This is a genomic window from Streptomyces sp. NPDC007905 (assembly GCF_042959345.1).
Classification (GTDB): domain Bacteria; phylum Actinomycetota; class Actinomycetes; order Streptomycetales; family Streptomycetaceae; genus Streptomyces.
In genome coordinates this window covers 116,434-135,820 of sequence record NZ_JBIBKS010000006.1, presented here as the reverse complement: position 1 = coordinate 135,820, position 19,387 = coordinate 116,434, and the positions used below count along the sequence as shown (strand labels likewise).

General features: G+C 71.0%; 21 protein-coding genes. 6 read left to right on the top strand and 15 right to left on the bottom strand.

Features of this window, described 5'->3' with window-relative positions:
* Positions 1-106: 106 nt before the first annotated feature.
* On the top strand, positions 107-649 hold the full coding sequence (locus ACFZDC_RS12875; protein WP_391323061.1) for a PPA1309 family protein: 543 nt from the start codon (positions 107-109) through the stop codon (positions 647-649).
* A 76-nt stretch (positions 650-725) separates the two neighbouring features.
* Here ACFZDC_RS12875 and ACFZDC_RS12870 read toward each other — a convergent pair whose 3' ends face one another.
* From ACFZDC_RS12870 to ACFZDC_RS12855, 4 genes are all read right to left on the bottom strand, one after another.
* Positions 726-1,823: a PDZ domain-containing protein gene (locus ACFZDC_RS12870; protein WP_391323059.1), complete on the bottom strand. Its 1,098-nt coding sequence runs from the start codon at positions 1,821-1,823 to the stop codon at positions 726-728.
* Positions 1,824-1,873: 50 nt separating this feature from the next.
* The gene (locus ACFZDC_RS12865; protein WP_319150919.1) at positions 1,874-2,047 is read right to left on the bottom strand and encodes a hypothetical protein; all 174 of its coding nucleotides are present in this window, start codon (positions 2,045-2,047) and stop codon (positions 1,874-1,876) included.
* 160 nt (positions 2,048-2,207) lie between these two features.
* The gene (locus ACFZDC_RS12860; protein WP_391323057.1) at positions 2,208-2,669 is read right to left on the bottom strand and encodes a molybdenum cofactor biosynthesis protein MoaE; all 462 of its coding nucleotides are present in this window, start codon (positions 2,667-2,669) and stop codon (positions 2,208-2,210) included.
* 398 nt (positions 2,670-3,067) lie between these two features.
* Entirely contained in the window at positions 3,068-4,180 is a 1,113-nt protein-coding gene (locus ACFZDC_RS12855) for an NAD-dependent epimerase/dehydratase family protein (RefSeq protein ID WP_391323055.1), read from the bottom strand.
* Positions 4,181-4,372: 192 nt separating this feature from the next.
* Between ACFZDC_RS12855 and ACFZDC_RS12850 the strand changes: the two genes are divergently transcribed.
* Positions 4,373-5,818 (top strand): zinc-dependent metalloprotease, encoded by a 1,446-nt coding sequence (locus tag ACFZDC_RS12850; protein ID WP_391323053.1) that lies wholly within the window; start codon positions 4,373-4,375, stop codon positions 5,816-5,818.
* Entirely contained in the window at positions 5,815-6,336 is a 522-nt protein-coding gene (locus ACFZDC_RS12845; RefSeq protein WP_391323051.1) for an NUDIX domain-containing protein, read from the top strand. The genes ACFZDC_RS12850 and ACFZDC_RS12845 overlap by 4 nt, the downstream gene beginning before the upstream one ends.
* A 55-nt stretch (positions 6,337-6,391) precedes the next feature.
* On the opposite strand, the gene ACFZDC_RS12840 is transcribed toward ACFZDC_RS12845, so the two are convergent.
* The 4 genes from ACFZDC_RS12840 to ACFZDC_RS12825 form a co-directional block, all read right to left on the bottom strand.
* A complete protein-coding gene (locus ACFZDC_RS12840) occupies positions 6,392-7,147 on the bottom strand; it encodes an AIM24 family protein (protein ID WP_391323049.1) in 756 nt (251 codons plus the stop codon).
* A 17-nt stretch (positions 7,148-7,164) separates the two neighbouring features.
* Positions 7,165-7,845: an AIM24 family protein gene (locus ACFZDC_RS12835; protein WP_391323047.1), complete on the bottom strand. Its 681-nt coding sequence runs from the start codon at positions 7,843-7,845 to the stop codon at positions 7,165-7,167.
* 11 nt (positions 7,846-7,856) lie between these two features.
* A complete protein-coding gene (locus ACFZDC_RS12830; protein ID WP_391323044.1) occupies positions 7,857-9,533 on the bottom strand; it encodes a TerD family protein in 1,677 nt (558 codons plus the stop codon).
* A gap of 129 nt (positions 9,534-9,662) precedes the next feature.
* Positions 9,663-10,259, bottom strand: coding sequence for a SprT-like domain-containing protein (locus ACFZDC_RS12825; RefSeq protein ID WP_391323042.1), 597 nt, complete (start codon positions 10,257-10,259; stop codon positions 9,663-9,665).
* 275 nt (positions 10,260-10,534) lie between these two features.
* Here ACFZDC_RS12825 and ACFZDC_RS12820 point away from each other — a divergent pair, with 275 nt between their 5' ends.
* Positions 10,535-11,812, top strand: a complete 1,278-nt coding sequence (locus tag ACFZDC_RS12820; RefSeq protein WP_391323040.1) for a TOMM precursor leader peptide-binding protein — start codon at positions 10,535-10,537, stop codon at positions 11,810-11,812.
* On the top strand, positions 11,805-13,199 hold the full coding sequence (locus tag ACFZDC_RS12815; protein WP_391323038.1) for an AarF/UbiB family protein: 1,395 nt from the start codon (positions 11,805-11,807) through the stop codon (positions 13,197-13,199). The genes ACFZDC_RS12820 and ACFZDC_RS12815 overlap by 8 nt, the downstream gene beginning before the upstream one ends.
* Before the next feature lie 112 nt (positions 13,200-13,311).
* Here ACFZDC_RS12815 and ACFZDC_RS12810 read toward each other — a convergent pair whose 3' ends face one another.
* From ACFZDC_RS12810 to ACFZDC_RS12790, 5 genes are all read right to left on the bottom strand, one after another.
* Positions 13,312-13,524: a hypothetical protein gene (locus ACFZDC_RS12810; RefSeq protein WP_391323036.1), complete on the bottom strand. Its 213-nt coding sequence runs from the start codon at positions 13,522-13,524 to the stop codon at positions 13,312-13,314.
* Between the two features lie 137 nt (positions 13,525-13,661).
* Complete coding sequence (locus ACFZDC_RS12805; RefSeq protein WP_391323034.1) at positions 13,662-13,985, bottom strand: hypothetical protein; 324 nt, start codon at positions 13,983-13,985, stop codon at positions 13,662-13,664.
* Positions 13,982-14,350, bottom strand: a complete 369-nt coding sequence (locus tag ACFZDC_RS12800) for a WhiB family transcriptional regulator (RefSeq protein WP_391323032.1) — start codon at positions 14,348-14,350, stop codon at positions 13,982-13,984. The genes ACFZDC_RS12805 and ACFZDC_RS12800 overlap by 4 nt, the downstream gene beginning before the upstream one ends.
* A gap of 173 nt (positions 14,351-14,523) precedes the next feature.
* Complete coding sequence (locus ACFZDC_RS12795; RefSeq protein WP_391323030.1) at positions 14,524-14,844, bottom strand: hypothetical protein; 321 nt, start codon at positions 14,842-14,844, stop codon at positions 14,524-14,526.
* A gap of 163 nt (positions 14,845-15,007) precedes the next feature.
* Positions 15,008-17,260, bottom strand: a complete 2,253-nt coding sequence (locus tag ACFZDC_RS12790; protein ID WP_391323028.1) for a UvrD-helicase domain-containing protein — start codon at positions 17,258-17,260, stop codon at positions 15,008-15,010.
* Between the two features lie 173 nt (positions 17,261-17,433).
* Between ACFZDC_RS12790 and ACFZDC_RS12785 the strand changes: the two genes are divergently transcribed.
* The gene (locus ACFZDC_RS12785; RefSeq protein ID WP_189818175.1) at positions 17,434-17,676 is read left to right on the top strand and encodes a mycoredoxin; all 243 of its coding nucleotides are present in this window, start codon (positions 17,434-17,436) and stop codon (positions 17,674-17,676) included.
* A gap of 50 nt (positions 17,677-17,726) precedes the next feature.
* Here ACFZDC_RS12785 and ACFZDC_RS12780 read toward each other — a convergent pair whose 3' ends face one another.
* Both ACFZDC_RS12780 and nudC read right to left on the bottom strand, forming a co-directional pair.
* Positions 17,727-18,341 carry a methyltransferase domain-containing protein gene (locus ACFZDC_RS12780; protein WP_391323026.1) on the bottom strand — a complete coding sequence of 205 codons (615 nt, stop codon included), beginning with the start codon at positions 18,339-18,341 and terminating at the stop codon, positions 17,727-17,729.
* 10 nt (positions 18,342-18,351) lie between these two features.
* Entirely contained in the window at positions 18,352-19,296 is a 945-nt protein-coding gene (gene nudC / locus ACFZDC_RS12775; RefSeq protein WP_391323024.1) for an NAD(+) diphosphatase, read from the bottom strand.
* Positions 19,297-19,387: the final 91 nt, after the last annotated feature.

Below are 19,387 nucleotides of genomic sequence, written 5' to 3'. Positions count from 1 at the left end.
CGCGGGCCCCCCGTGGCCCCCCGTGATCGCGGGCCCACACCTATGCAACTTACTCACGGTTTACTCGGTTCCCGATTCCGGCCGGGAACGAGGCAGGATTGTGACCATGTCCAACACTCCCATGGCAGCGAACCCGCTCACCCGGGCCGTACTCGAGATCGACGAGTACGCCTCCGGCCTCGGCTGGGACCAGCCCGCTCGCCTCTTCGCCCTCGTAGACACCGCACGGCTGCGGGCTCAGGAACCTGCCCTCGCGGCCCAGCTCGGCCTGGAGGACGAGCCCGAGATCACCGGTCTCACCCCGATCGAGCAGGACGAGGTTCCAACGGACAACCCGCTCGACGAGTTCCTCGGCACCATCGCCTGGCCGGACGCGGTGGTCGGCTGCGCGCTCACGGTCGAGCGCCTGATGCTGCCTCCGTCGGCCGAGGCGCAGGTCCCGGACGGCCTGAGCGAGGCCGAGCTGGCCAAGTGGGTGGCCGACCACCCCGAGCGCCAGGAGGTCCGCATGACGGTCGCGGTGCTGCGCGACGGCAACCGCGAGTCGGCGCTGCGCCTGCGCGAGAAGGACTCCTCGACGGAGGTCCTCACGGGCCCGGACCTGGTGCCGGGTCTGGCGGAGGCCTTGTCCGCCACGTTCGAGGACTGATCTTCTCCGTCCGTACGGCACTGGGGGCGCCCCTCGTGACAGGGGGCGCCCCCGGCTGTGTACCGGGGCCCGTCTGTCAGCCCTTGGCGGTGCACTTCGGCAGCGCGTCGGTGTCTCCGCTGCGGACGTCCTTCAGGGCGCCGAGGGCGTCGTCGATGGTCTTGACCTTGACCAGGGTGAGTCCGCTCGGGGTTTCCTTGGCGGCGGCCGCGCAGTTGTCGGCCGGCGTCAGGAAGTACTGGGCGCCCTTGTCGCGCGCTCCGACGGTCTTCATCTCGATGCCGCCGATCGGCCCGACGGTGCCGTTGTCGTCGATGGTTCCGGTGCCCGCGACGAACTTGCCGCCGGTGAGGCTGCCGGGGGTGAGCTTGTCGTAGATGCCGAGCGCGAACATCAGTCCGGCGCTGGGGCCGCCGACGTCGGCGAGCTTGATGTCGATGCTGAACGGGAAGGTGTGGTCGGTTCCGGCGGAGATCCCGACGATGGCCCGCTTGGCGCCGGTGTCGTCGGAGGTCGTCGTGGTGATCGTGACGTTCCGGGTCTTCGCCGCCGTTCTGTTCTCCTTCGCGGCGGCGGCCTGCTCCTTGGCGGGGACAACGGTGAAGACGACGTTCTGCCCGGGCTTGTGCTGGGTGACGAGCTTGGCGACGTCGGACGGCTGCTTGACGGCCGTCCCGTCCACGGCCCTGAGCACGTCACCGGCGTGCAGCCTGCCCTCGGCCGGAGAGTTCTTGACGACGGTGGAGACGATCACCCAGGACTTCACCGGGACGCCCAGCTCCTTCAGTGCGGCGACCTTGGCGCTCTCCTGGGACTGGCTGAACTCCTCGGCGTTCTCCTGGGTGGACTGCTCCTCCGTCTTGCCGTCCGGGTAGAGGGTGTCGTGGGGCACGACCTTGCTGTCGTGCGCCAGCCAGCCGTAGACGGCCTCCACCAGGTTCATCCGGAAGTCGGCGCTGGTGACCCGGACGGTGGTCATGTTCAGGTTGCCGTCCGTCGGGTAGGTCCTGTGCCCCGCGATCTGCAGCACCGGCTCGCCCGCGTGGTCCCCGAGCGTGTTCACGGTCGGCCCCGGGGACATCTCCGAGTACGGCACGGGAATGAGCACTCCCGCGCACAGGAGCGCGATCAGCATCAGGGTGGAGGCGAGCATCGTCGCGGTGCGGCGTGGCATGTCACGACAGTACGGGACGCCTCTGTCAGCGCACCGTCAGGGCACCCTCGTCAGGCGCCGCGCGCACCCGTGTGGGACTTCTCCATGGCCTCGCGGAACCGCGCGTACCCGTCCAGTTCGGGCCCGTCGCTGCGTGCCTTGCGGGTCCGGTTGGCCCAACTGCCCCACAGACCGGCGCAGACCGCGGCCACCAGCGGAATCAGCAACCAGGCAAGTGCCGCCATGCCGCCCTCCCTACCCCATGAGCGTCCGCAACTGAGTGATCAACAGATTACCCATCCGCACTGACAACGCTCACGCGAGGGGGGTGGTTACGCAACCGGAGGGGGCTGTGGGTCGAACGTGAACAAAGGTGCGGTCGAGGTCAGCGGGCGTCGGTCGAGGTCAGCAGGCACCGACCCACTCCTCGGTCCCGTCGGAGAACTTCTGGTGCTTCCAGATGGGCACTTCGTGCTTGAGGTCGTCGATCAGCCTGCGGCAGGCCTCGAAGGCCTCGCCCCGGTGGGGGCAGGACACGCCCACGACGACGGCGAGGTCCCCGACGCTCAGGTCCCCCACCCGGTGGACCGCGGCCAGCGCCCGCACGGGGTACTCGGCGACGATCTTCTCGGCGATCCGCCGCATCTCGGCCTCGGCACTGGGATGGCAGGAGTACCCGAGCGCGTCGACGTCGGTTCCCCCGTCGTGGTTGCGCACCGTCCCCACGAACAGCGCGATGCCGCCGGCGGCGTCGTCCCCGACGGCCTGAAACACCTCGTCCACGGACAGCGCGGTCTCCCGGATGCCGATCAGCTTGATGGGATCCTGAGCGGCCTGCTCACCGGGGTGATCGTTCGTGGGTGCCATGCCCCCATCGTGCCGCATGCCTCCGACAACCCGGAATACGACTTTCAGCACGCACGCGCACGGGGCGTTTGGAGCCTCCTACAGGGACCACTCGCAAGCACCCGAACGACCGCTCGAAAGGGGCCGGGGCCTCTTCTCCGCCATCGAGTCGGGTGGGGTGCGCCCGGGGCCCGACTTGGGAGCCCCTGACGGGGGCGCGGGGGCGGCGCCCCTGGCGGGACGCGGGAGCGGAGCCCCTGGTGGGATCGCGGGAGCGGAGCCTGCGGCGGGGCCATAGAGGCAGAGCCCTGAGGGATCGCGGTGCGGCCGGCCCTTGCGTCCGGCCCGAGAGCCTCTGGCGGGGACGCGGGGGCGGAGTCTCTGGGCTGCTCAGACCCGAGGCGGATCCTCTGGTCCGCTCAGATCCGGCGCCGGGCCTTCCGGGCCCGGCGCACCACCGCGGCGGCGCCCAGCAGAGCCACCGTGGCGCCCGCGGCACCCGCCGCCGTCGCGTCCTTGCGCCCCAGCCGGCGTCCAGCGACCGTGTGCCGCCCGGAAACCTCCTCCAGCAGTTCCGCGAGCACCTCCTCATTGGTCCACCGCGGCCGCCACCCGGCGTCATGCAGCCGGCTCCCGCTCACCACCCAGGGATACATCGTGTACGCCAGATCCCCCGCCGGAGAGGGAGTGAGCCCGATCCGGTGCAGCCGAGCGGCGGCGCCGAGCGCGACCGCCGACGGCAACTCCATCCGGCGGATCCCGGTCAGCTCCTCGACCTCCTCCTGCTCCAGCCACCCGTCACAGCCGACGGCCAGTTCCCCGTCGACCTTCTCCAGAACGGCGTACTCCAGAGCACTGCACAGGTCCTCGACATGGCAGAACTGCCAGGCCGGCCTCGACCCGGCCACCACGAGCAGCCGGGGCGACTCGAAGTACCGGGTCAGCGCGGTGTCCGTGCCCCCCACCAGCACGGCGGGCCGCACCACGGTGACGTTCAGCCCCGGATGCGCCCGCGGAGCACGCCGCGCCAGCCGCTCGACCTCCAGCAGGTCCCCCACCCCGGTTGCCTCGGCCGTGGCCCGCAGCTCCGCGTCCTCCGACAGCGGCAGCTCGTTGTCCGGCAGCGCCCCGTACACCATCGCGGACGTGCACAGCACGACCCGGTGCACCCCGGCGGCCGCGGCGGCGGTCAGCACGGTCTGGGTCCCCCGGACGTTGTAAGCGGTACGCGCGGCCGTGTCGCTGCCGAGGTCCAGGTCGAGCGCCAGGTGCACCACCACGTCCGCGCCCCGTAGTTTGTCAGCGATCGCCGGGTCGCGGACGTCGAGGATGTGCCACTGTGCGGCCGCGCACTCCCCGCGCCGCTCGTCGATGGCGATGACCTGCTTGATCTCCTCGGAGGCGGCGAGCCGCTCGGTGAGCAGGGCGCCCACCCCGTGGGCGGCGCCGGTGACCGCGACGACGGGTCCGCGGACGGCGGGAGAGGTTGACGGGTTTCGCGCTGCGCGAACCTGTGGATCTGGGGAACTCACCGGGCGTCTCCAGCGGTTGTCTTCAGTACGAGCGCGAGGGACGCGTACGTACCAGGTGCATCCATCCTGCCGCAGGCCTTCGGAGGACGAAGCACCGAGGCCCGATCGGGTCCGGGTGTCTACGCTGGGTGGTGACGTCGGGCAGCCGCGCCGCCGGATTGAGACCGGTGGCCTTACCAGCCGAGGAACCCCGTGAGTGACACCCCATTCGAATTCGGCCTTCCGCCGGAGGAGCCGGAAGACGGCGACGAGGGCAAGAAGAAGGACCAGGAGAGCGGTGGTGGGCAGGGACCGGCCAACCCGTTCGGTTTCGGCGGTCTGCCGGGAGCCGGAGGCTTTGGCGGTCCCGGCGCCGACAATCCGCTCGCAGCGATGTTCGGTTCCTTGAACCCCACCGACCTGGGCGCCGCGTTCCAGCAGCTGGGCCAGATGCTCTCCTACGAGGGCGGCCCGGTGAACTGGGACATGGCCAAGCAGATCGCCCGCCAGACGGTCTCCCAGGGCACCCCGGACGGCGTGAAGGACGCGAGTGTCGGTGCCGCCGAGCGGTCCGCGGTGCAGGAGGCCGTCCGTCTGGCCGACCTGTGGCTGGACGATGTGACGTCCCTGCCGTCGGGCGCCGGCTCGGCGGTGGCCTGGTCCCGCGCGGAGTGGGTCGAGGCGACCCTGCCCGCCTGGCAGGAGCTGGTCGATCCGGTCGCCGAGCGGGTCGGCGCGGCCATGGGTGATGTCCTGCCGGAGGAGATGCAGGCCATGGCGGGCCCGCTGATCGGCATGATGCGCTCGATGGGCGGCGCCATGTTCGGCACCCAGATCGGGCAGGCCGTCGGCGTGCTCGCGGGCGAGGTCGTCGGCTCGACCGACATCGGCCTGCCGCTGGGTCCGGTCGGCAAGGCCGCGCTGCTCCCGGCCAACGTGGAGGCCTTCGGCAAGGACCTCGGCGTAGCGCAGGAGGAGGTGCGGCTCTATCTGGCCCTGCGTGAGGCCGCCCACCAGCGCCTGTTCGCGCACGTGCCGTGGCTGCGCTCGCACCTGTTCGGCGCGGTCGACGGGTACGCGCGCGGGATCAAGGTCGACACGGCCAAGCTGGAGGACGTGGTCGGCCAGTTCGACCCGCAGAACCCGGAGCAGCTGCAGGACGCCCTGCAGCAGGGCATGTTCCAGCCGGAGGACACGCCCGAGCAGAAGGCGGCCCTGGCCCGTCTGGAGACGGCTCTGGCGCTCGTCGAGGGCTGGGTGGACGCGGTGGTGCACGCGGCCGCGAAGCCGCGTCTGTCGTCCGCCGACGCGCTGCGCGAGACGCTGCGCCGTCGCCGTGCCACCGGCGGTCCGGCGGAGCAGACGTTCGCCACGCTGATCGGCCTGGAGCTGCGCCCGCGCCGGCTCCGCGACGCCTCCCGTCTGTGGGCCTCGCTCACGGACGCGCGCGGGGTCGACGGCCGGGACGCCCTGTGGCACCACCCGGACATGCTGCCGACGGCCACCGACCTGGACGACCCGGACGGCTTCGTGCACCGCGAGCAGCTGGACTTCTCCGAGCTGGACAAGATGCTGGGCGAGGCGGCGGACGGCTCCACGGGCAGGCCCGACCTCAGGAAGAAGGACGAGGGCGAGACCGAGGGCGACGACACCGAGTGAGTCTGTACGACGACGCGGTCCTCGTACTGAAGGCGTACGAGGGCCAGGAAGAGCTGCGTCAGGCCTACCTCGACCATCTGTCGGCCCACCCGGACGGCATGTGGAAGGCCTGCCGCGCCGGCCATGTGACGGCGAGCGCCCTGGTGATCGACCCCGAGCGCGGCAGGGTACTGCTCACGCTCCACAAGAAGCTGCGGATGTGGCTGCAGATGGGCGGCCACTGCGAGCGGGGCGACACCACCCTGGAAGCGGCGGCGCTGCGCGAGGCGACCGAGGAGTCCGGAATCCCCGGGCTGACTCTGCTCCCCGGGGGCCCGGTGCGCCTGGACCGGCATCCGATCCCGGCCCCGTGCCACTGGCACTTCGACGTGCAGTACGCGGCCCTGGCCCCGCTCGATGCCGAGCACGTGATCAGCGACGAGTCACTGGACGTGCGCTGGTTCGCCTACGACCGGGTGCCGGACGTGGCGGACGAGTCGGTCGTACGCCTGCTCGAAGCGACCCGCGCCAGACTGTGAATGCGTAAGGGGCGACCGCCCGGGCGGTCGTCCCTTACGTTTGCTTACTGACCGGTCAGCTCCAGACGTTGCCCTGGTTCTGCGCCCGCGCCCCCTGCTGTCCCATGCCGAACTGGGCGGCGAGCCCCTGGCCGATCTGGGCGTTCTGCGGCGGCAGCAGCTCGCTGGGCTGCACCAGCGCGAACCCGGAGCCCATGAAGCTCAGTTCCCAGCCCTCACCGGTGTTGCCCCGCCGCCGCCACACGCCGGAGGAGTGCGTCTGGGCCTGCATCTGCACGCGCAGCCCGGTGGACCAGGCGATGATCGCGTCGGCGTCGCAGTTGACGTACCTGTCGGGCGTGACCTGCATCAGCAGCGGCGCGCCCGAGGTCATCAGGGCGACCTTGCCGCGTCCCGTGATGTTCAGCTGGTACTTCCCGGACCCGGAGATGCCGTAGAGGCTGTCGACGGCGATGACCTCGTGGTGCAGCGACGAGTCCATGGCGAGGACGTAGCTGCTGTCCACCGTCAGCCCGTCCTGCTCGACGTCCATGACGTGCACGTGCTGGGCGAGGTTGGCGAGGTAGACCGTGCCCTGCCCGTGACAGCGCATCAGGTCCAGGCCCTCACCGGTGTACGCACGCGCGCGTGCCTGGCCGTTGCTGCGGTACTCGGCGTCGAACTCGACGAGTCCCTGGTAGGCGACCATGGTGCCCTTGCGGGCGAGGATGTCGTCGTGACCCTCCAGGGTGACGCGGAGCATCTGCTTGTTCTGCAGGCTCCAACGCTCCTGTGTCTGCGAGTCGTTGTGCGCGAAAAGCGGGCTCTGCATGATGTTCTGGCTCCCCCTCAGCCCCGGAACCGAAGGCGGTCGGTGCTGTCCTCGCTGGGCTGGACGACGACGATGCCCTGGCCGGAGAAGGCCATCTGGTAGGCCTCACCGCTGCCCCGGCCGATCAGCGACTGCGCCTTGAAGCTGCGCTTGCCCTTCACCTTCAGGTTCGGGGACCAGGCGACGAGCGCGTCCGGGTCGACGTACGTCTCGTCCTCGCCGCCGCCGCAGTCGACGACGATCGGCTTGCCCCGGGAGGTCAGCGCCACCCAGCCCTGCCCGGAGATCTTCGTGTTCCACAGGCCCTGTCCGGCGAACTTGGCGAGCCCCTTGACGCGCTCCACGCCCCAGGTGAGGTGGGCGTCGAAGGCGAGCAGATTGGTGGCGTTGACGGAGATGCCGTCGCCGTTGAGGTTGATCACCACGACGTCGGCGCCGTAGTCGGCGAGGTAGAGCAGTCCGTCGCCGGTGCATTTCATCAGCGGGGCGCCCTCGCCGGTGATCCAGTCGCGGGCGATCTGCCGGACGGCCGGCGGGTTGGGCTCGTACTGGATGAAGCCTTCGTAGGCGACCATCGACCCCACGCGCGCGAGGAGGTCGTTTCCGGTCTGCATGGCGACCTTCAGCATGTGGTTGCCGTGGTTCTCCATGCGGGCGGTGACGGGTGCGGGGGCGTAGCCCGCGAGTGGCTGGTTCATGACGGGCTCCCTCAGACCTCGTAGGGCTGGACGACGATGAAGTTGCCGGGTGCGCCCCGGAACTGGAGGTTGACACTCTCCCCCGTGTCGCCCGGGTAGGCGTTGCGGCGCATCCGGACCTGGCTGGAGACGATCACCTGGGAGGCGGCCGACCAGGCGACGACCGCGTTGCAGTCGGCGAAGGTCGTGGGCGTCACGGGCAGCACGACGGGCGTTCCGTGCGTCTTGACGACGATGGTGCCGGTGCCCTGGAACTGCATGGTGAACAGCGCGCCACCGGGGATGCCGTGCCCCTCGATGCGGCGGACCTCGTACTGGAGGCTCTCGTCGAAGGCGAGGACGTTCTCGGCGGAGACGCAGATCGCGTCGCCCTGCAGCTCCACGGGGTGCAGGTGGGTGGAGTTCTCGGCGAGGAACACCTGGCCCTGGCCGGTGCAGCGCATCAGCTGCATCTCCTGGCCGGTCGCGCTGCCCACGAGCCGCCCGGCGAATCCGGCGCCCTTGTAGCTGAAGTCGACCTTGCCCTGGTAGAGCACCATGCTGCCCTGCCGGGCCAGCACGGGCTGCCCGCCGATGCCGAGGTCGACGCGGATCAGCTTGCTGTTCTGCGACGTCCAGCGCTGCCCGGTGGGCGTCTCCCTGAACTTCTGGAGCGCGGCGGAGACCCCGGCACCGCCCTGGGGCGCGCCCTGCGGCACTCCGTAGGGGGCGGTCTGCTGGCCGGGGACCTGCCCGTAGGGGGGCTGCTGGCCGTAGCCCGGAGGCATGGGCGCACTCGGCTGACCGCCGTGGGAGGGCTGCTGGCCGTAGCCCGGAGGCATCGGCGCACTCGGCTGACCGCCGTGGGACGGCTGCTGCGGCGGCTGACCGTAGGGCGCGGGCGCCGGAGCCGGCGGCGGAACCATGCCGCCGGCGGGCGGGGTCAGGGGGGCGATGACCGTCGGTGCCGCGTGCACGTTCGGTGCGGGTGCCGGAGCCGGGGGCGGGGTGGTGCCGGGCAGGGCGAAGCCCTGCGGAGCGGGTGCCGGGGCAGGCGCGGGAGGCGGCGCGGGAGGGCCTGCCGGGGCGCCGAACGCGGGCGGCTGCCCGGCCTGGGCGGGCGGGGCGAAGCCGGGCGCGGCGCCGGACTGTGGCTGCTGCGGGGCCGCGGGCGCCTCCTCCTCCAGCACCTGGCCGCCGAAGTTCTTCAGCAGCGCCTCCAGACCGCCGTCGAAGCCCTGCCCGACCGCGGCGAACCGCCACACGTCCTTGAAGTAGAGGTCACCGAGCATCACGGCCCGCTCGGTGGAGAACTCCGATCCGTTGAAGGAGTACCGCGCGACCTCCTCGCCACCGGCCACGATGCGCAGGTATCCGGGGTTCACCTGCGACATCTGCCCGGCGCCGTCGATGGTCGCCGTGAAGGACAGCTTGCGGATGTGGGACGGGATCCGGTCCAGGGTCACCCGGAACGACTCCGTGTCGCCCGCATGGGTGCCCAGCAGCTGGATGGACTCCTCCGGGGACTTCGGCTGGTTGAAGAAGACGAAGTACCGGTCGTCCGAGAGGCGCTCGTCGGCGTCCAGACCGAAGCAGCTGATGTCGAAGGTCAGTCCGGGGGCGGAGATCTGCACACCTACGTACAGATCCGTGCCCGCCGTGAGGTCACTGATCCTGGCCTTGTGGCCGCGTTGGAATTCCCTGGCCATGCGTTACGACCGTCCCCCATCCCGAATGTGAGTGCGTCGCGCCAGGCTAACGGCAAACCCCGGCATCGGACGCAGCCGGTACAGAGCCGGTACACAACCGCGCCCGGGGGCGGATGTACGGCGTCCGGCTCACTCTCCGCGGGCACCGGGCACATGCGGCAGCCGGTCGGCGGCCACCACGCCTTCCAGGTAGCCGCGGGCCCGCTCGGTGCGCGGGTAGGACTCCAGCAGCCGCCAGAAGTCCGGCCCGTGACCGGGCACCAGCAGATGCGCCAGCTCGTGGCAGAGGACGTAGTCGACGACATACTCCGGCATCCCCTGCAGCCGGTGCGAGAGACGGATGCTGCCCTCGGCCGGGGTGCACGAACCCCAGCGGGTGTTCTGGTTGGTGACCCAGCGCACCGAGGCGGGGCGTGCCCGGCCGCCGAAGTACTGGGCCGACAGCCGCCCGGCGCGCTCGGTCAGCTCGGCGTCGCCCAGCATCCGCTTGCTCTCCTGGGCGGCGAGTTTGTCGAGCATGACGCTCACCCAGCGCTGCTCCTCCGCCTCGGACATCCGGGCGGGGATGAGCACGACAGTGCGATCGCCCTCGCGGTACGCGGAGACGGTACGGCGGCGCCGGGTACTCCTGCGGACCTCGATCGCGCTCGCCCCCGAGCTGCTCGGCGGCTGGCTCGTCATGCTGCGCTGTGGCTTTCCGGCGCGGTGCAGTGGGTCGGCGGGCACGCCCCGACGTTACCCGCTGGACAGGGCCGAAGTCCCGGCTCCGGGACGGTTCGATGCCGATGCCCACCGTGCGTCTGATTTGTACGACCGATATGCCCGACTGGCCTGACTGACTTATACGACGATCACCCCCCGCCTGTGGACAACTTCCGGCACCCTCCACCGCAGCCCGGCATTCTGGAATCCGTCGGCGGAGCATGACCAGCTCTCGACGACGGGGCATCCCGTGACTCAACGGGCGTTTCATGGGAATTCGACGCATACGGGGACCTGACATGCATCCGATGGTGAAGCCCGCGCTACGGCGCGGCTGGCGCGACCTCAACACCGTGCAGTTCGGAATGACTCCGGCACACGCGATGACACTGGGGCCGATGGACACGGCCACGGGCAGCTTCCTGGAACTGCTCAACGGCACCCGCGGACTGCCGCTGCTACGTGAGGAGGGCCGGCGCATGGACCTGCCGGACCACCACGTCGACACCCTGGTGGAGCGGCTGGCCCACGCGGGCCTGCTCGACGACACGCGCGGAGGCGGACCGGCCGCGGACGCGCTGCGGGAGAAAACAGACGTCCTGGAGCGGCTGCGCCCCGACCTCGCCTCGCTGTCCCTGACCACACCCGGGCCCGGCGGCGCCCTCGCCCGGCTCGCGGCCCGTCGTGCACTGCGGGTCCAGGTACGAGGTGCGGGACGGGTCGGAGCCCTGCTGGCCTCGGTCCTGTCCGGCGCGGGCGTCGGCGAGGTCGACGTGCGCGACGTGGGGCGCGTCGAGCCGTGGGACGTGGCCCCGGGCGGGCTGCCCGCCGAGTCGCTCCGCGAGCGCCGGGACGAGGCGGCACGGGCAGCCGTCCGCCGCGCAGCCCCCGGCCGCCCACGCCGCCGCAGTCGCCCCACCGGGCCCACCGGGCCCACCGGGCCCACCGGGCCCACCGAACCCACCGGACCCACTGGCCCCACCAGTGTCCCGACGGAGAATCCCGGGCTCTCCCTGGTGATCCTCGCCCCCCGGGACGATGTCGCCGTGCACACACCGGACCCGCTGGCCGCCGAACCGCTCATGGCCTCGGGAACCCCTCACCTGTACGCGGGTGTCGTCGAGGCAACCGGCGTCGTCGGGCCCCTCGTCCTGCCCGGCGAGACCAGTTGCGCCGGCTGCCTGCACCAGGACCGCACGGACCGGGACCCGGCCTGGCCCCGCCTGGTCGCCCAGTGGCGCTCCGGTCAGGCCCGTCGGGTGGGGGCCTGCGACCTCGCCCTCGCCACGGCGGTCGCGGGACTGGCCGCAGCACACGTCCTCGCCTTCCTCGACGGTGAGTCACCGTCCAGCGCGGGCGCCCGCTGGGAGGCCTCCCTACCAGGTCTGACCTGGCATTCCCGGCCCGTGTGGCCACACCCGGCATGCGCGTGCGGGGCTGCGGAGAGAGGTAATGAGGAGCACTCCTCAACGGATGGGGAGCCGCGGGAGACAATGGCGGTGCAACGGCCGCACACCGAGCGACGACACCAGGCAGGCGCGGAGCGGCCGACTGGGACTTGGAGGGCGCATGTCTGATCTTCCCCGGAAGGCGGTCACCCGGACCGCCAAGCTCGCCGCGCTCCCGCTCGGCTTCGCCGGCCGGGCGACCTGGGGGCTGGGCAAGCGGATCGTGGGCGAGTCCGCGGAGATCGTCGGCCGGGAACTGCAGCAGCGCACGGCGGAACAACTGTTCAAGGTCCTCGGGGAGCTGAAGGGCGGCGCCATGAAGTTCGGGCAGGCCCTGTCCGTCTTCGAGTCCGCCCTGCCGGAGGAGGTCGCCGGCCCCTACCGCGCGGCGCTGACCAAGCTCCAGGACGCGGCCCCGCCGATGCCGACCCGCACGGTCCACGCGGTGCTCGAGGAGCGGCTGGGAGCGGACTGGCGGGACCTGTTCCTGGAGTTCGAGGACAAGCCGGCGGCCGCGGCCTCCATCGGCCAGGTCCACCGGGCGGTGTGGCAAGACGGCCGCGAGGTCGCGGTCAAGGTCCAGTACCCGGGTGCGGGCGAGGCGCTGCTGTCCGACCTGACCCAACTCAGTCGCTTCGCAAGGCTGTTGGGGCCGCTCATTCCCGGCATGGACATCAAGCCGCTGATCGCCGAGATGCGGGACCGCGTCTCCGAGGAGCTGGACTACGCGCTGGAGGCCCAGGCCCAGGCGGCACACGCGGAGGAGTTCACGGACGACCCGGACGTGGTGGTCCCGGTAGTGGTGCACCAGTGCGATCAGGTCCTGGTCACGGAGTGGATCGACGGCATCCCGCTGTCCGAGATCATCACCGACGGCACCCAGGAGCAGCGCGACCGCGCCGGACAGCTCCTGGCCCGCTTCCTCTTCTCGGGACCTGCTCGCACCGGCCTGCTGCACGCCGATCCGCACCCGGGCAACTTCCGTCTACTGCCCGGCGGCCCGGAGGGCGACGACGACTGGCGGCTGGGCGTCCTGGACTTCGGCACGGTCGACCGGCTCCCGGGCGGCCTGCCCACACCGATCGGGACCTCGCTGCGGATGACCCTGGACGGCGAGGCGGAGACGGTCTACGAGCTGCTGTGCGCGGAGGGATTCGTCAAGGAGTCCATAGAGCTGGACCCCGACGCCGTCCTCGACTATCTGCTGCCGATCATCGAGCCGGCCCGCGTCGAGGCGTTCACCTTCACCCGCTCGTGGATGCGCAGCCAGGCAGCCCGCATCGCCGACCCGCGCTCCCCCGCCTACCAGCTGGGCAAGCAGCTCAACCTGCCGCCGGCCTATCTGCTGATACACCGGGTGACACTCAGCACGATCGGCGTGCTGTGCCAGCTGGGTGCCACGGTGCGGCTGCGCGAGGAACTGGAGGAATGGCTGCCCGGGTTCGTGGCCGATGACGACCTGAGCTTCGCGCCCGAGGACGAGCCGACCGAGGAGGAACCGGCGGCGGAGGCGTGATCCGGGCTGCCATGACGTTGTGAGAGGCACGGGCCGTGAGGTTGCGACAGGCACGGCCGTGAGGCTGTGAGGGGTGGGGGGAGGGGATGGGGAGGGGCCTCGAGAAGCGTTCTCACCACCAGGCCGAGTCCAGCCGCCCCTCGATGGCTCGCAGGTTGTCCCGGGAGCAGACGTCACAGAAGTACTGGCGGACGCCGTTCTCCACGGAGCAGGTCCAGGTGGCCGGCTGGGAGCCGCCGGCGGGGGTGCCACAGCGGGCGCACACATGGGGGCGGGCCTCCGTGGTGGAGCCGCCCTGATCACTTCCTGCGGGAAGACTCGTCACCCGCCGACGATAACTCCCCGGCCGGTGGATCGCCGTGCACAACGCACCGCGGGGGCCGGTCCGTTCGGTCGGACCGGCCCCCGCGGGGAGGCTTCGCCTCCCTGGGCCGGGAGGCCACCGCTTCTCAGGTGTGATCGTTACTGCATGACGGCCATGGCCAGCGCGCGGCGGGCGCGCATCGAGGCGCGCTCCGCCCGGCGCTGCATGCGCCGGGCGGTCACCAGGCGCACGGCCCGGCGCTCCTGCTCGGCCTCATGCAGGCGCTCCTGCATATGCGCACGTGCCAGGGCTTCTGGGATGAGTTGCATCTCTCGGGTCCTGTTCTGACGCGAGTCGGTCGCGCCGCTGGTGGTGAAGTCTTGGGTTGCGGAGCCTTCGGGCTCGCGGGTGGACGGCTTCATCGGGGCCTGCTTCTTGGGGTCGTGCGTGAGGGGGCGGTCGATCGTTCCTGCGGTGTTCATGCTGTGACCGGGTTCTTGCGCGGGCGGCCACGGGGCCGCTTCCGGGCGACGACGACACCCTGGATGAACAGCTCGCCACCCCAGACGCCCCAGGGCTCACGCCGCTCCTTGGCGCCGGCGAGGCAGGCCTCCATCAGCGGGCAGGTGCGGCAGAGCGACTTGGCGTACTCGACGTCGGCCGGCGACTCGGCGAAGAAGACCTCGGGGTCGTAGGAACGGCAGGGGACGGGTACGCCGAGGTTCTCGATGGCGTCGTCGAGCGCGGTGAGCGCGGTGAGGGGGGTCAAGGTGGAGTCCTCCGTGAGGCCGGGCGGGGGGATCGTTTGCGAAGGCGGTACGGACGGGGCGTGCGCTTCGAGTTGCACGGGTGGTCTTCCTCGTCTGGTCGGTCCGGCCGGTTGACCGGTGTCGGCTTGGTACCGGGTTCTTTTCTTGTCCCGAGGCCCCTTCGCTCTGTCGTCCCCGTTCGGGGCAAACAGAAGGGCCGCGGATCCCGGATGGGGTTCCGCGGCCCTGAAGGCGCCGGCCTGATCGGCGATCAGGCTGGATCACTCCAGGGTTCTGGCCCACGGAAGGCCCACATCAGGTGGTGCTGCGTCGTCTGCTTCCGGAATCCGGCACCGGCCGCCGCAAAGGCATAGGCATGTGCCTGTGCCGCTACCGCTTCCAGTGCCTTGCTCGGTCGCTCATTGCGCTCGCGGACGGGAAGGCCCGCAGGAGACAGGGAGGACGCCGGACGGTCGGCACGAATGCCGGACAGACCGGTGCCCTGGGTGGAGGCGCCGAGCATGCACGTGGAGACGGCCGAGCGATCGGTCAGTTTGGCCGTGTTGATGGTGCTGGTGTTGATGCTGATCACTGGACTCGCCTCCTCTCGGCGTCTGGGGGACTGGGGTGATCCAGTCCGTTCGGATATGCAAGTACAACACGGAATCAGGGCCTCCGAGAAGGCGCTGTTTCCGTGCCTAGAACCTATGGGGATTGCTGGGGCATGCGCAAACTATTTTTTCGACGAGTTCGTGTCAGTCGTCCTCGTCGTCTTGGTCGGCCTCATGGCCTGCGCAGATGGCCAGAATGTCGGCTCCGTGGCGTTGCAGCTTGCGGCTCAGGACGCCGGGGATGCGGGAGAGTTCGGCCGGGGTGCCGGGCCGGGCTTCGGCGATGGCCATCAGGGTCCGGTCGGTGAAGACGCAGAAGTCGGGTTGCCCGCTGCGCTCCGCCTGGATGGCGCGCCATGCGCGCAACCGTTCGTAGAGGCCTTCGTCCATGTCGGAGGGGCAGTCCTCGCAGCGCATCAGTTTCATCGCGCCGGCGTCGGTGAGGGTGCGGCCGCAGACGCGGCAGCGGGCGGGGGTGCGTTGGGTGCGCCGGGGAGTGGCGGGAGTGCCTGCGAGGGTGCCGCGCTCGATGCCGCCGGCGGACGCGGGGCCGGTGCGGCCGACGGTGGCGGTCGAGCCGGGGCGCAGGCCGTCGAGGAAGTGGCTGGGCCTGCGGCTTGGGCGGCCTCCGGGTGCGCGTGACAGGGACCAGGAGAGGTGGAGCCGTTCTCTGGCGCGGGTCACGCCGACGTAGAGGAGGCGGCGTTCTTCCTCGATTTGTTCGTCGGTCTTGGCGTAGGTGATGGGCACCATTCCCTCGGCGATGCCGACCAGGAAGACGACGTCCCACTCGAGGCCTTTGGCCGCGTGCAGGGAGGCGAGGGTGACGCCCTGGACGGTCGGGGCGTGCTGGGCGTTTGCTCGTTCGTCGAGTTCTGCGACGAAGTCGCCGAGGGTGGCCCTGGGGTGGGCGGTGGTGAAGTCGTGGGCGAGGTTGACCAGGGCGGCGAGTGATTCCCAGCGTTCTCTGGCGGCGCCGGAGCCGGCGGGGGGCTCGCTGGTCCAGCCCTCTCCGGAGAGCACGGCGCGTACTTGTGAGGGCAGGTCGACGGCGTCGTCGAGGAGGGAGTCGTTGCCGCCGAAGCGGGCCGCGCCGCGCAGGGCGATGCCTGCTTTGCGGACTTCGGGGCGGTCGAAGAAGCGTTCGGCGCCGCGCAGCTGGTAGGGGACTCCGGCGTCGGCGAGTGCCTGTTCGTAGGTTTCGGACTGGGAGTTGGTGCGGAAGAGGATGGCGATCTCGGCGGCGGGGGTGCCGGCGTCGATGAGTTCGCGGATGCGGCGGCCGGCGCCTTCGGCCTCGGCGGGCTCGTCGGTGTATTCGGTGTAGACGGGCGCGGGACCCGGGGGGCGTTGGGAGACGAGTTCCAGCCTGTGGTCGGCGGCGCGGCCGCTGGCTTGGGCGAGCAGGCCGTTGGCGAGGTGGACGACCTGGGGGGTGGAGCGGTAGTCGCGGACGAGTTTGACGACGGTGGCGCCGGGGTGGCGGACGCGGAAGTCGAGGAGGTGGTCGGGCGTTGCTCCGGTGAACGAGTAGATGGTCTGGCTGGCGTCGCCGACGACGCAGAGGCTGTCCCGGTCGCCGAGCCAGAGTTCGAGGAGGCGCTGCTGGAGGGGGCTGACGTCCTGGTATTCGTCCACGACGAAGTGCTGGTATTGGGCGCGGACCTGTTCGGCGATGTCGTGCCGGTCCTGGAGGACGGCGACGGTCAGCAGGAGGACGTCCTCGAAGTCGATGACGGCGCGGTCGCGCTTGAGGTCTTCGTAGGCGGCGTAGAGGTGGGCGATCTCGGCGGGGTGGCGTGGGGCCTCGCGGCCGGCCTTCGCAGCCGCGTACGGGTAGTCGGCGGGGACGGTCTGGGTGACCTTGGACCATTCGATCTCGGCGGTGGCGTCGCGTAGCTCGCTGCGGTCGAGGCGGAGGTTGCAGGTGGCGGCGGCGTCGGCGACGAGCTGGATCTTGCGGTCGATGAGTCGGGGCATGGAGCCACCGACTGCTTTCGGCCAGAAGTACTGGAGCTGGCGGAGTGCGGCGGAGTGGAAGGTGCGGGCCTGTACGCCGTGGGCGCCGAGCTGGCGCAAGCGGCCGCGCATCTCGCCGGCGGCGCGGTTGGTGAAGGTGACGGCGAGCACGCTGGAGGGCTGGAGGATGCCGGCGCGCACTCCGTAGGCGATGCGGTGGGTGATCGCCCGGGTCTTTCCGGTGCCGGCTCCGGCCAGGACGCACACCGGGCCGTGCAGGGCGGTGGCCACCTCGCGCTGCTCGGGGTCGAGCCCTTCGAGCACCGCGTCGGCCGAGCCGGGTACCTGCGGGAAGAGGGTGGAGTGCGTTGCTGCTGTCACATGGCCATGCTGCCAGGTCGCCCGGGGCTGCTGTGTCGGTTGTCCACAGGCGGGCACGCGCGGTCGTATTAATGCGGCAGGCGTCAGGGGGGGTCGGGCGTCCCAGCCGGGCGGGTACGGCGGGCGTCACAGGTCCGGGGCCGGATACCCCGGGCGGGAATGCGGGGCGGCCCTTCTTGTGTTCTGCTGCTGGACGACCTTCCCCGAGCTGCCTGAGGAGCGCGAGAGACATGCAGGGCACTGTGACGATGTACAGCACGACTTGGTGTGGGTACTGCCGTCGGCTGAAGAGCCAGATGGACCGCGAGGGCATCGCCTACACCGAGATCAACATCGAGCAGGACCCGGATTCCGCCGCTTTCGTGGAGAAGGCGAATGGCGGAAACCAGACGGTCCCGACCGTGCTCTTCGCTGACGGTTCCACGCTGACGAACCCGTCGCTGGCCCAGGTGAAGCAGAAGCTTGCCGCGTAGCAGGTCGGTCGGAGCTTGCGGGAAAGGCGGCTTCTGAGGCTGTGGATGCCTCAGGGGCCGCTTTCTTGTGTGTTGTCCCACACCAGTGTGTAGCGCCACAGCAGGCGGCGCCTGAAGCGGCAGCCGGGCAGGAGTCGGCGGGCGGCCGCGCGGACCTCGCCCCAGTGCATGCCCGAGTCCTGGGTCGGCATGTCGGCGGGGGCGCGTTTGCCGCCGCGTAGGAGTGCGTGGAACCTGCTCGCGGGCAGCCCGCAGCCGCTGACGACCCAGTCGATGAGGGTGTGGTTGGACGCCAGGCCGACGATCATGAGGCGGCCGCCGGGGGCGACCAGCCGGGTGAGACGGTCCACCGCGTCCTCGAAGCGGGTGTGGTGGACGACGGCGACGGCGCTGACGAAGTCGTACGTTCCCGCGGGGAGCGAGGGCTCCTGGAGATAGTCCGCCTCCAGGAAGGTGACGTTCGGGGGCTGCTGCTCGCGGGCCAGCCGGATCATTTCCGGGGAGCGGTCGACGCCCGTCACCGTCCGCGCCCTGGTGGCGAGCTTGCGGGCGAGCAGGCCGTCGCCGCACCCGACGTCCAGGGCTGTGCGGCAGTGGTCGGGTACGGCGGCGAGCACGGCCCGGTGGTAGTGGACGTTGTGGTTCCAGTACGGGTCGGGGGTCACCCGTGGCGCCTCAGACGAAGCTCCTCGTCGGCAGCGGTTTGCCGTACCACATCTCGATCAGCCGGGCGGCGATGGAGATTCCGTACGGGGGCAGCACCTCGCCGGACTCGAAGGCCGCGTGCAGGTCCTCGCGGGAGAACCAGCGGGCCTCGTGGATCTCGTCGCCGTCGACGTTGATGTCGGTGGAGGTGGCGCGGGCCATGAAGCCCAGCATGAGGCTGGAGGGGAAGGGCCAGGGCTGGCTGGCCACGTACTCGACCGGGCCGACGGTGATGCCGGCCTCCTCGAAGACCTCGCGGCGTACCGACTGCTCGATGGACTCGCCGGGTTCGACGAAGCCGGCGAGGGTGGAGAAGCGGCCCTCGGGCCAGTGGACCTGGCGGCCGAGCAGGATGCGGTCGTCCTCGTCGGTGACGGCCATGATCACGGCGGGGTCGGTGCGCGGGTAGTGCTCGGCGCCGCAGGCGGGGCAGCGGCGGATGTGGCCGGCGGCGGCGATGCCGGTGCGCTCGCCGCAGCGGGAGCAGAAGCGGTGGGTGCGCTGCCAGTTCTCCAGGCCGACGGCGTGCACCATGAGGCCCGCGTCGCGCGGTGAGAGCAGCAGTCCGGCCTCGCGCAGGCCTGCGGGGCGTGCGGACTGGTCGATGCGGCCGGGCAGCGAGTCCTTCTGGAGCGCGAAGTAGCTGACGCCGTCGTCGTCGATGCCGAGGAAGTAGCGGTGGGCCTCGGTGAGTGGTGCCTCGAAGGAGGGGGTCATGACGAGTTCGGTCCGGCCGTCGGGCGTCTCGTCGATGAGTACCTGGCCGCCGGAGACCACGAAGCAGCGGGTCGTGGGGTGGCTCCACGCCGCCGCGAGCCAGGCCTCGTCGAGCCGGTGGTGGGCGGCGCGGTCGATGCCGCTCGGGGCGGTCAGCGAGATGGGTCGGTCGGCGGTGTGGTCGGTCCAGGTGGTCACGGGTGCTTCCAACTCCCCCAGTGGAACGGTTCGTTCAGCGGGCGGTTCGGCGGGACGTGGGGCGGGCGGGCAGCGGGCCGGGGCGTGCGGG

Excerpts from the sequence above, each read along its gene's own strand:
- ACFZDC_RS12875 (WP_391323061.1), top strand. The coding sequence starts at position 107 with ATGTCCAACACTCCCATGGCAGCGAACCCGCTCACCCGGGCCGTACTC.
- ACFZDC_RS12870 (WP_391323059.1), bottom strand. The coding sequence starts at position 1,823 with ATGCCACGCCGCACCGCGACGATGCTCGCCTCCACCCTGATGCTGATC.
- ACFZDC_RS12865 (WP_319150919.1), bottom strand. The coding sequence starts at position 2,047 with ATGGCGGCACTTGCCTGGTTGCTGATTCCGCTGGTGGCCGCGGTCTGC.
- ACFZDC_RS12860 (WP_391323057.1), bottom strand. The coding sequence starts at position 2,669 with ATGGCACCCACGAACGATCACCCCGGTGAGCAGGCCGCTCAGGATCCC.
- ACFZDC_RS12840 (WP_391323049.1), bottom strand. The coding sequence starts at position 7,147 with ATGCAGAGCCCGCTTTTCGCGCACAACGACTCGCAGACACAGGAGCGT.
- ACFZDC_RS12835 (WP_391323047.1), bottom strand. The coding sequence starts at position 7,845 with ATGAACCAGCCACTCGCGGGCTACGCCCCCGCACCCGTCACCGCCCGC.
- ACFZDC_RS12830 (WP_391323044.1), bottom strand. The coding sequence starts at position 9,533 with ATGGCCAGGGAATTCCAACGCGGCCACAAGGCCAGGATCAGTGACCTC.
- ACFZDC_RS12820 (WP_391323040.1), top strand. The coding sequence starts at position 10,535 with ATGCATCCGATGGTGAAGCCCGCGCTACGGCGCGGCTGGCGCGACCTC.
- ACFZDC_RS12815 (WP_391323038.1), top strand. The coding sequence starts at position 11,805 with ATGTCTGATCTTCCCCGGAAGGCGGTCACCCGGACCGCCAAGCTCGCC.
- ACFZDC_RS12805 (WP_391323034.1), bottom strand. The coding sequence starts at position 13,985 with ATGAACACCGCAGGAACGATCGACCGCCCCCTCACGCACGACCCCAAG.
- ACFZDC_RS12785 (WP_189818175.1), top strand. The coding sequence starts at position 17,434 with ATGCAGGGCACTGTGACGATGTACAGCACGACTTGGTGTGGGTACTGC.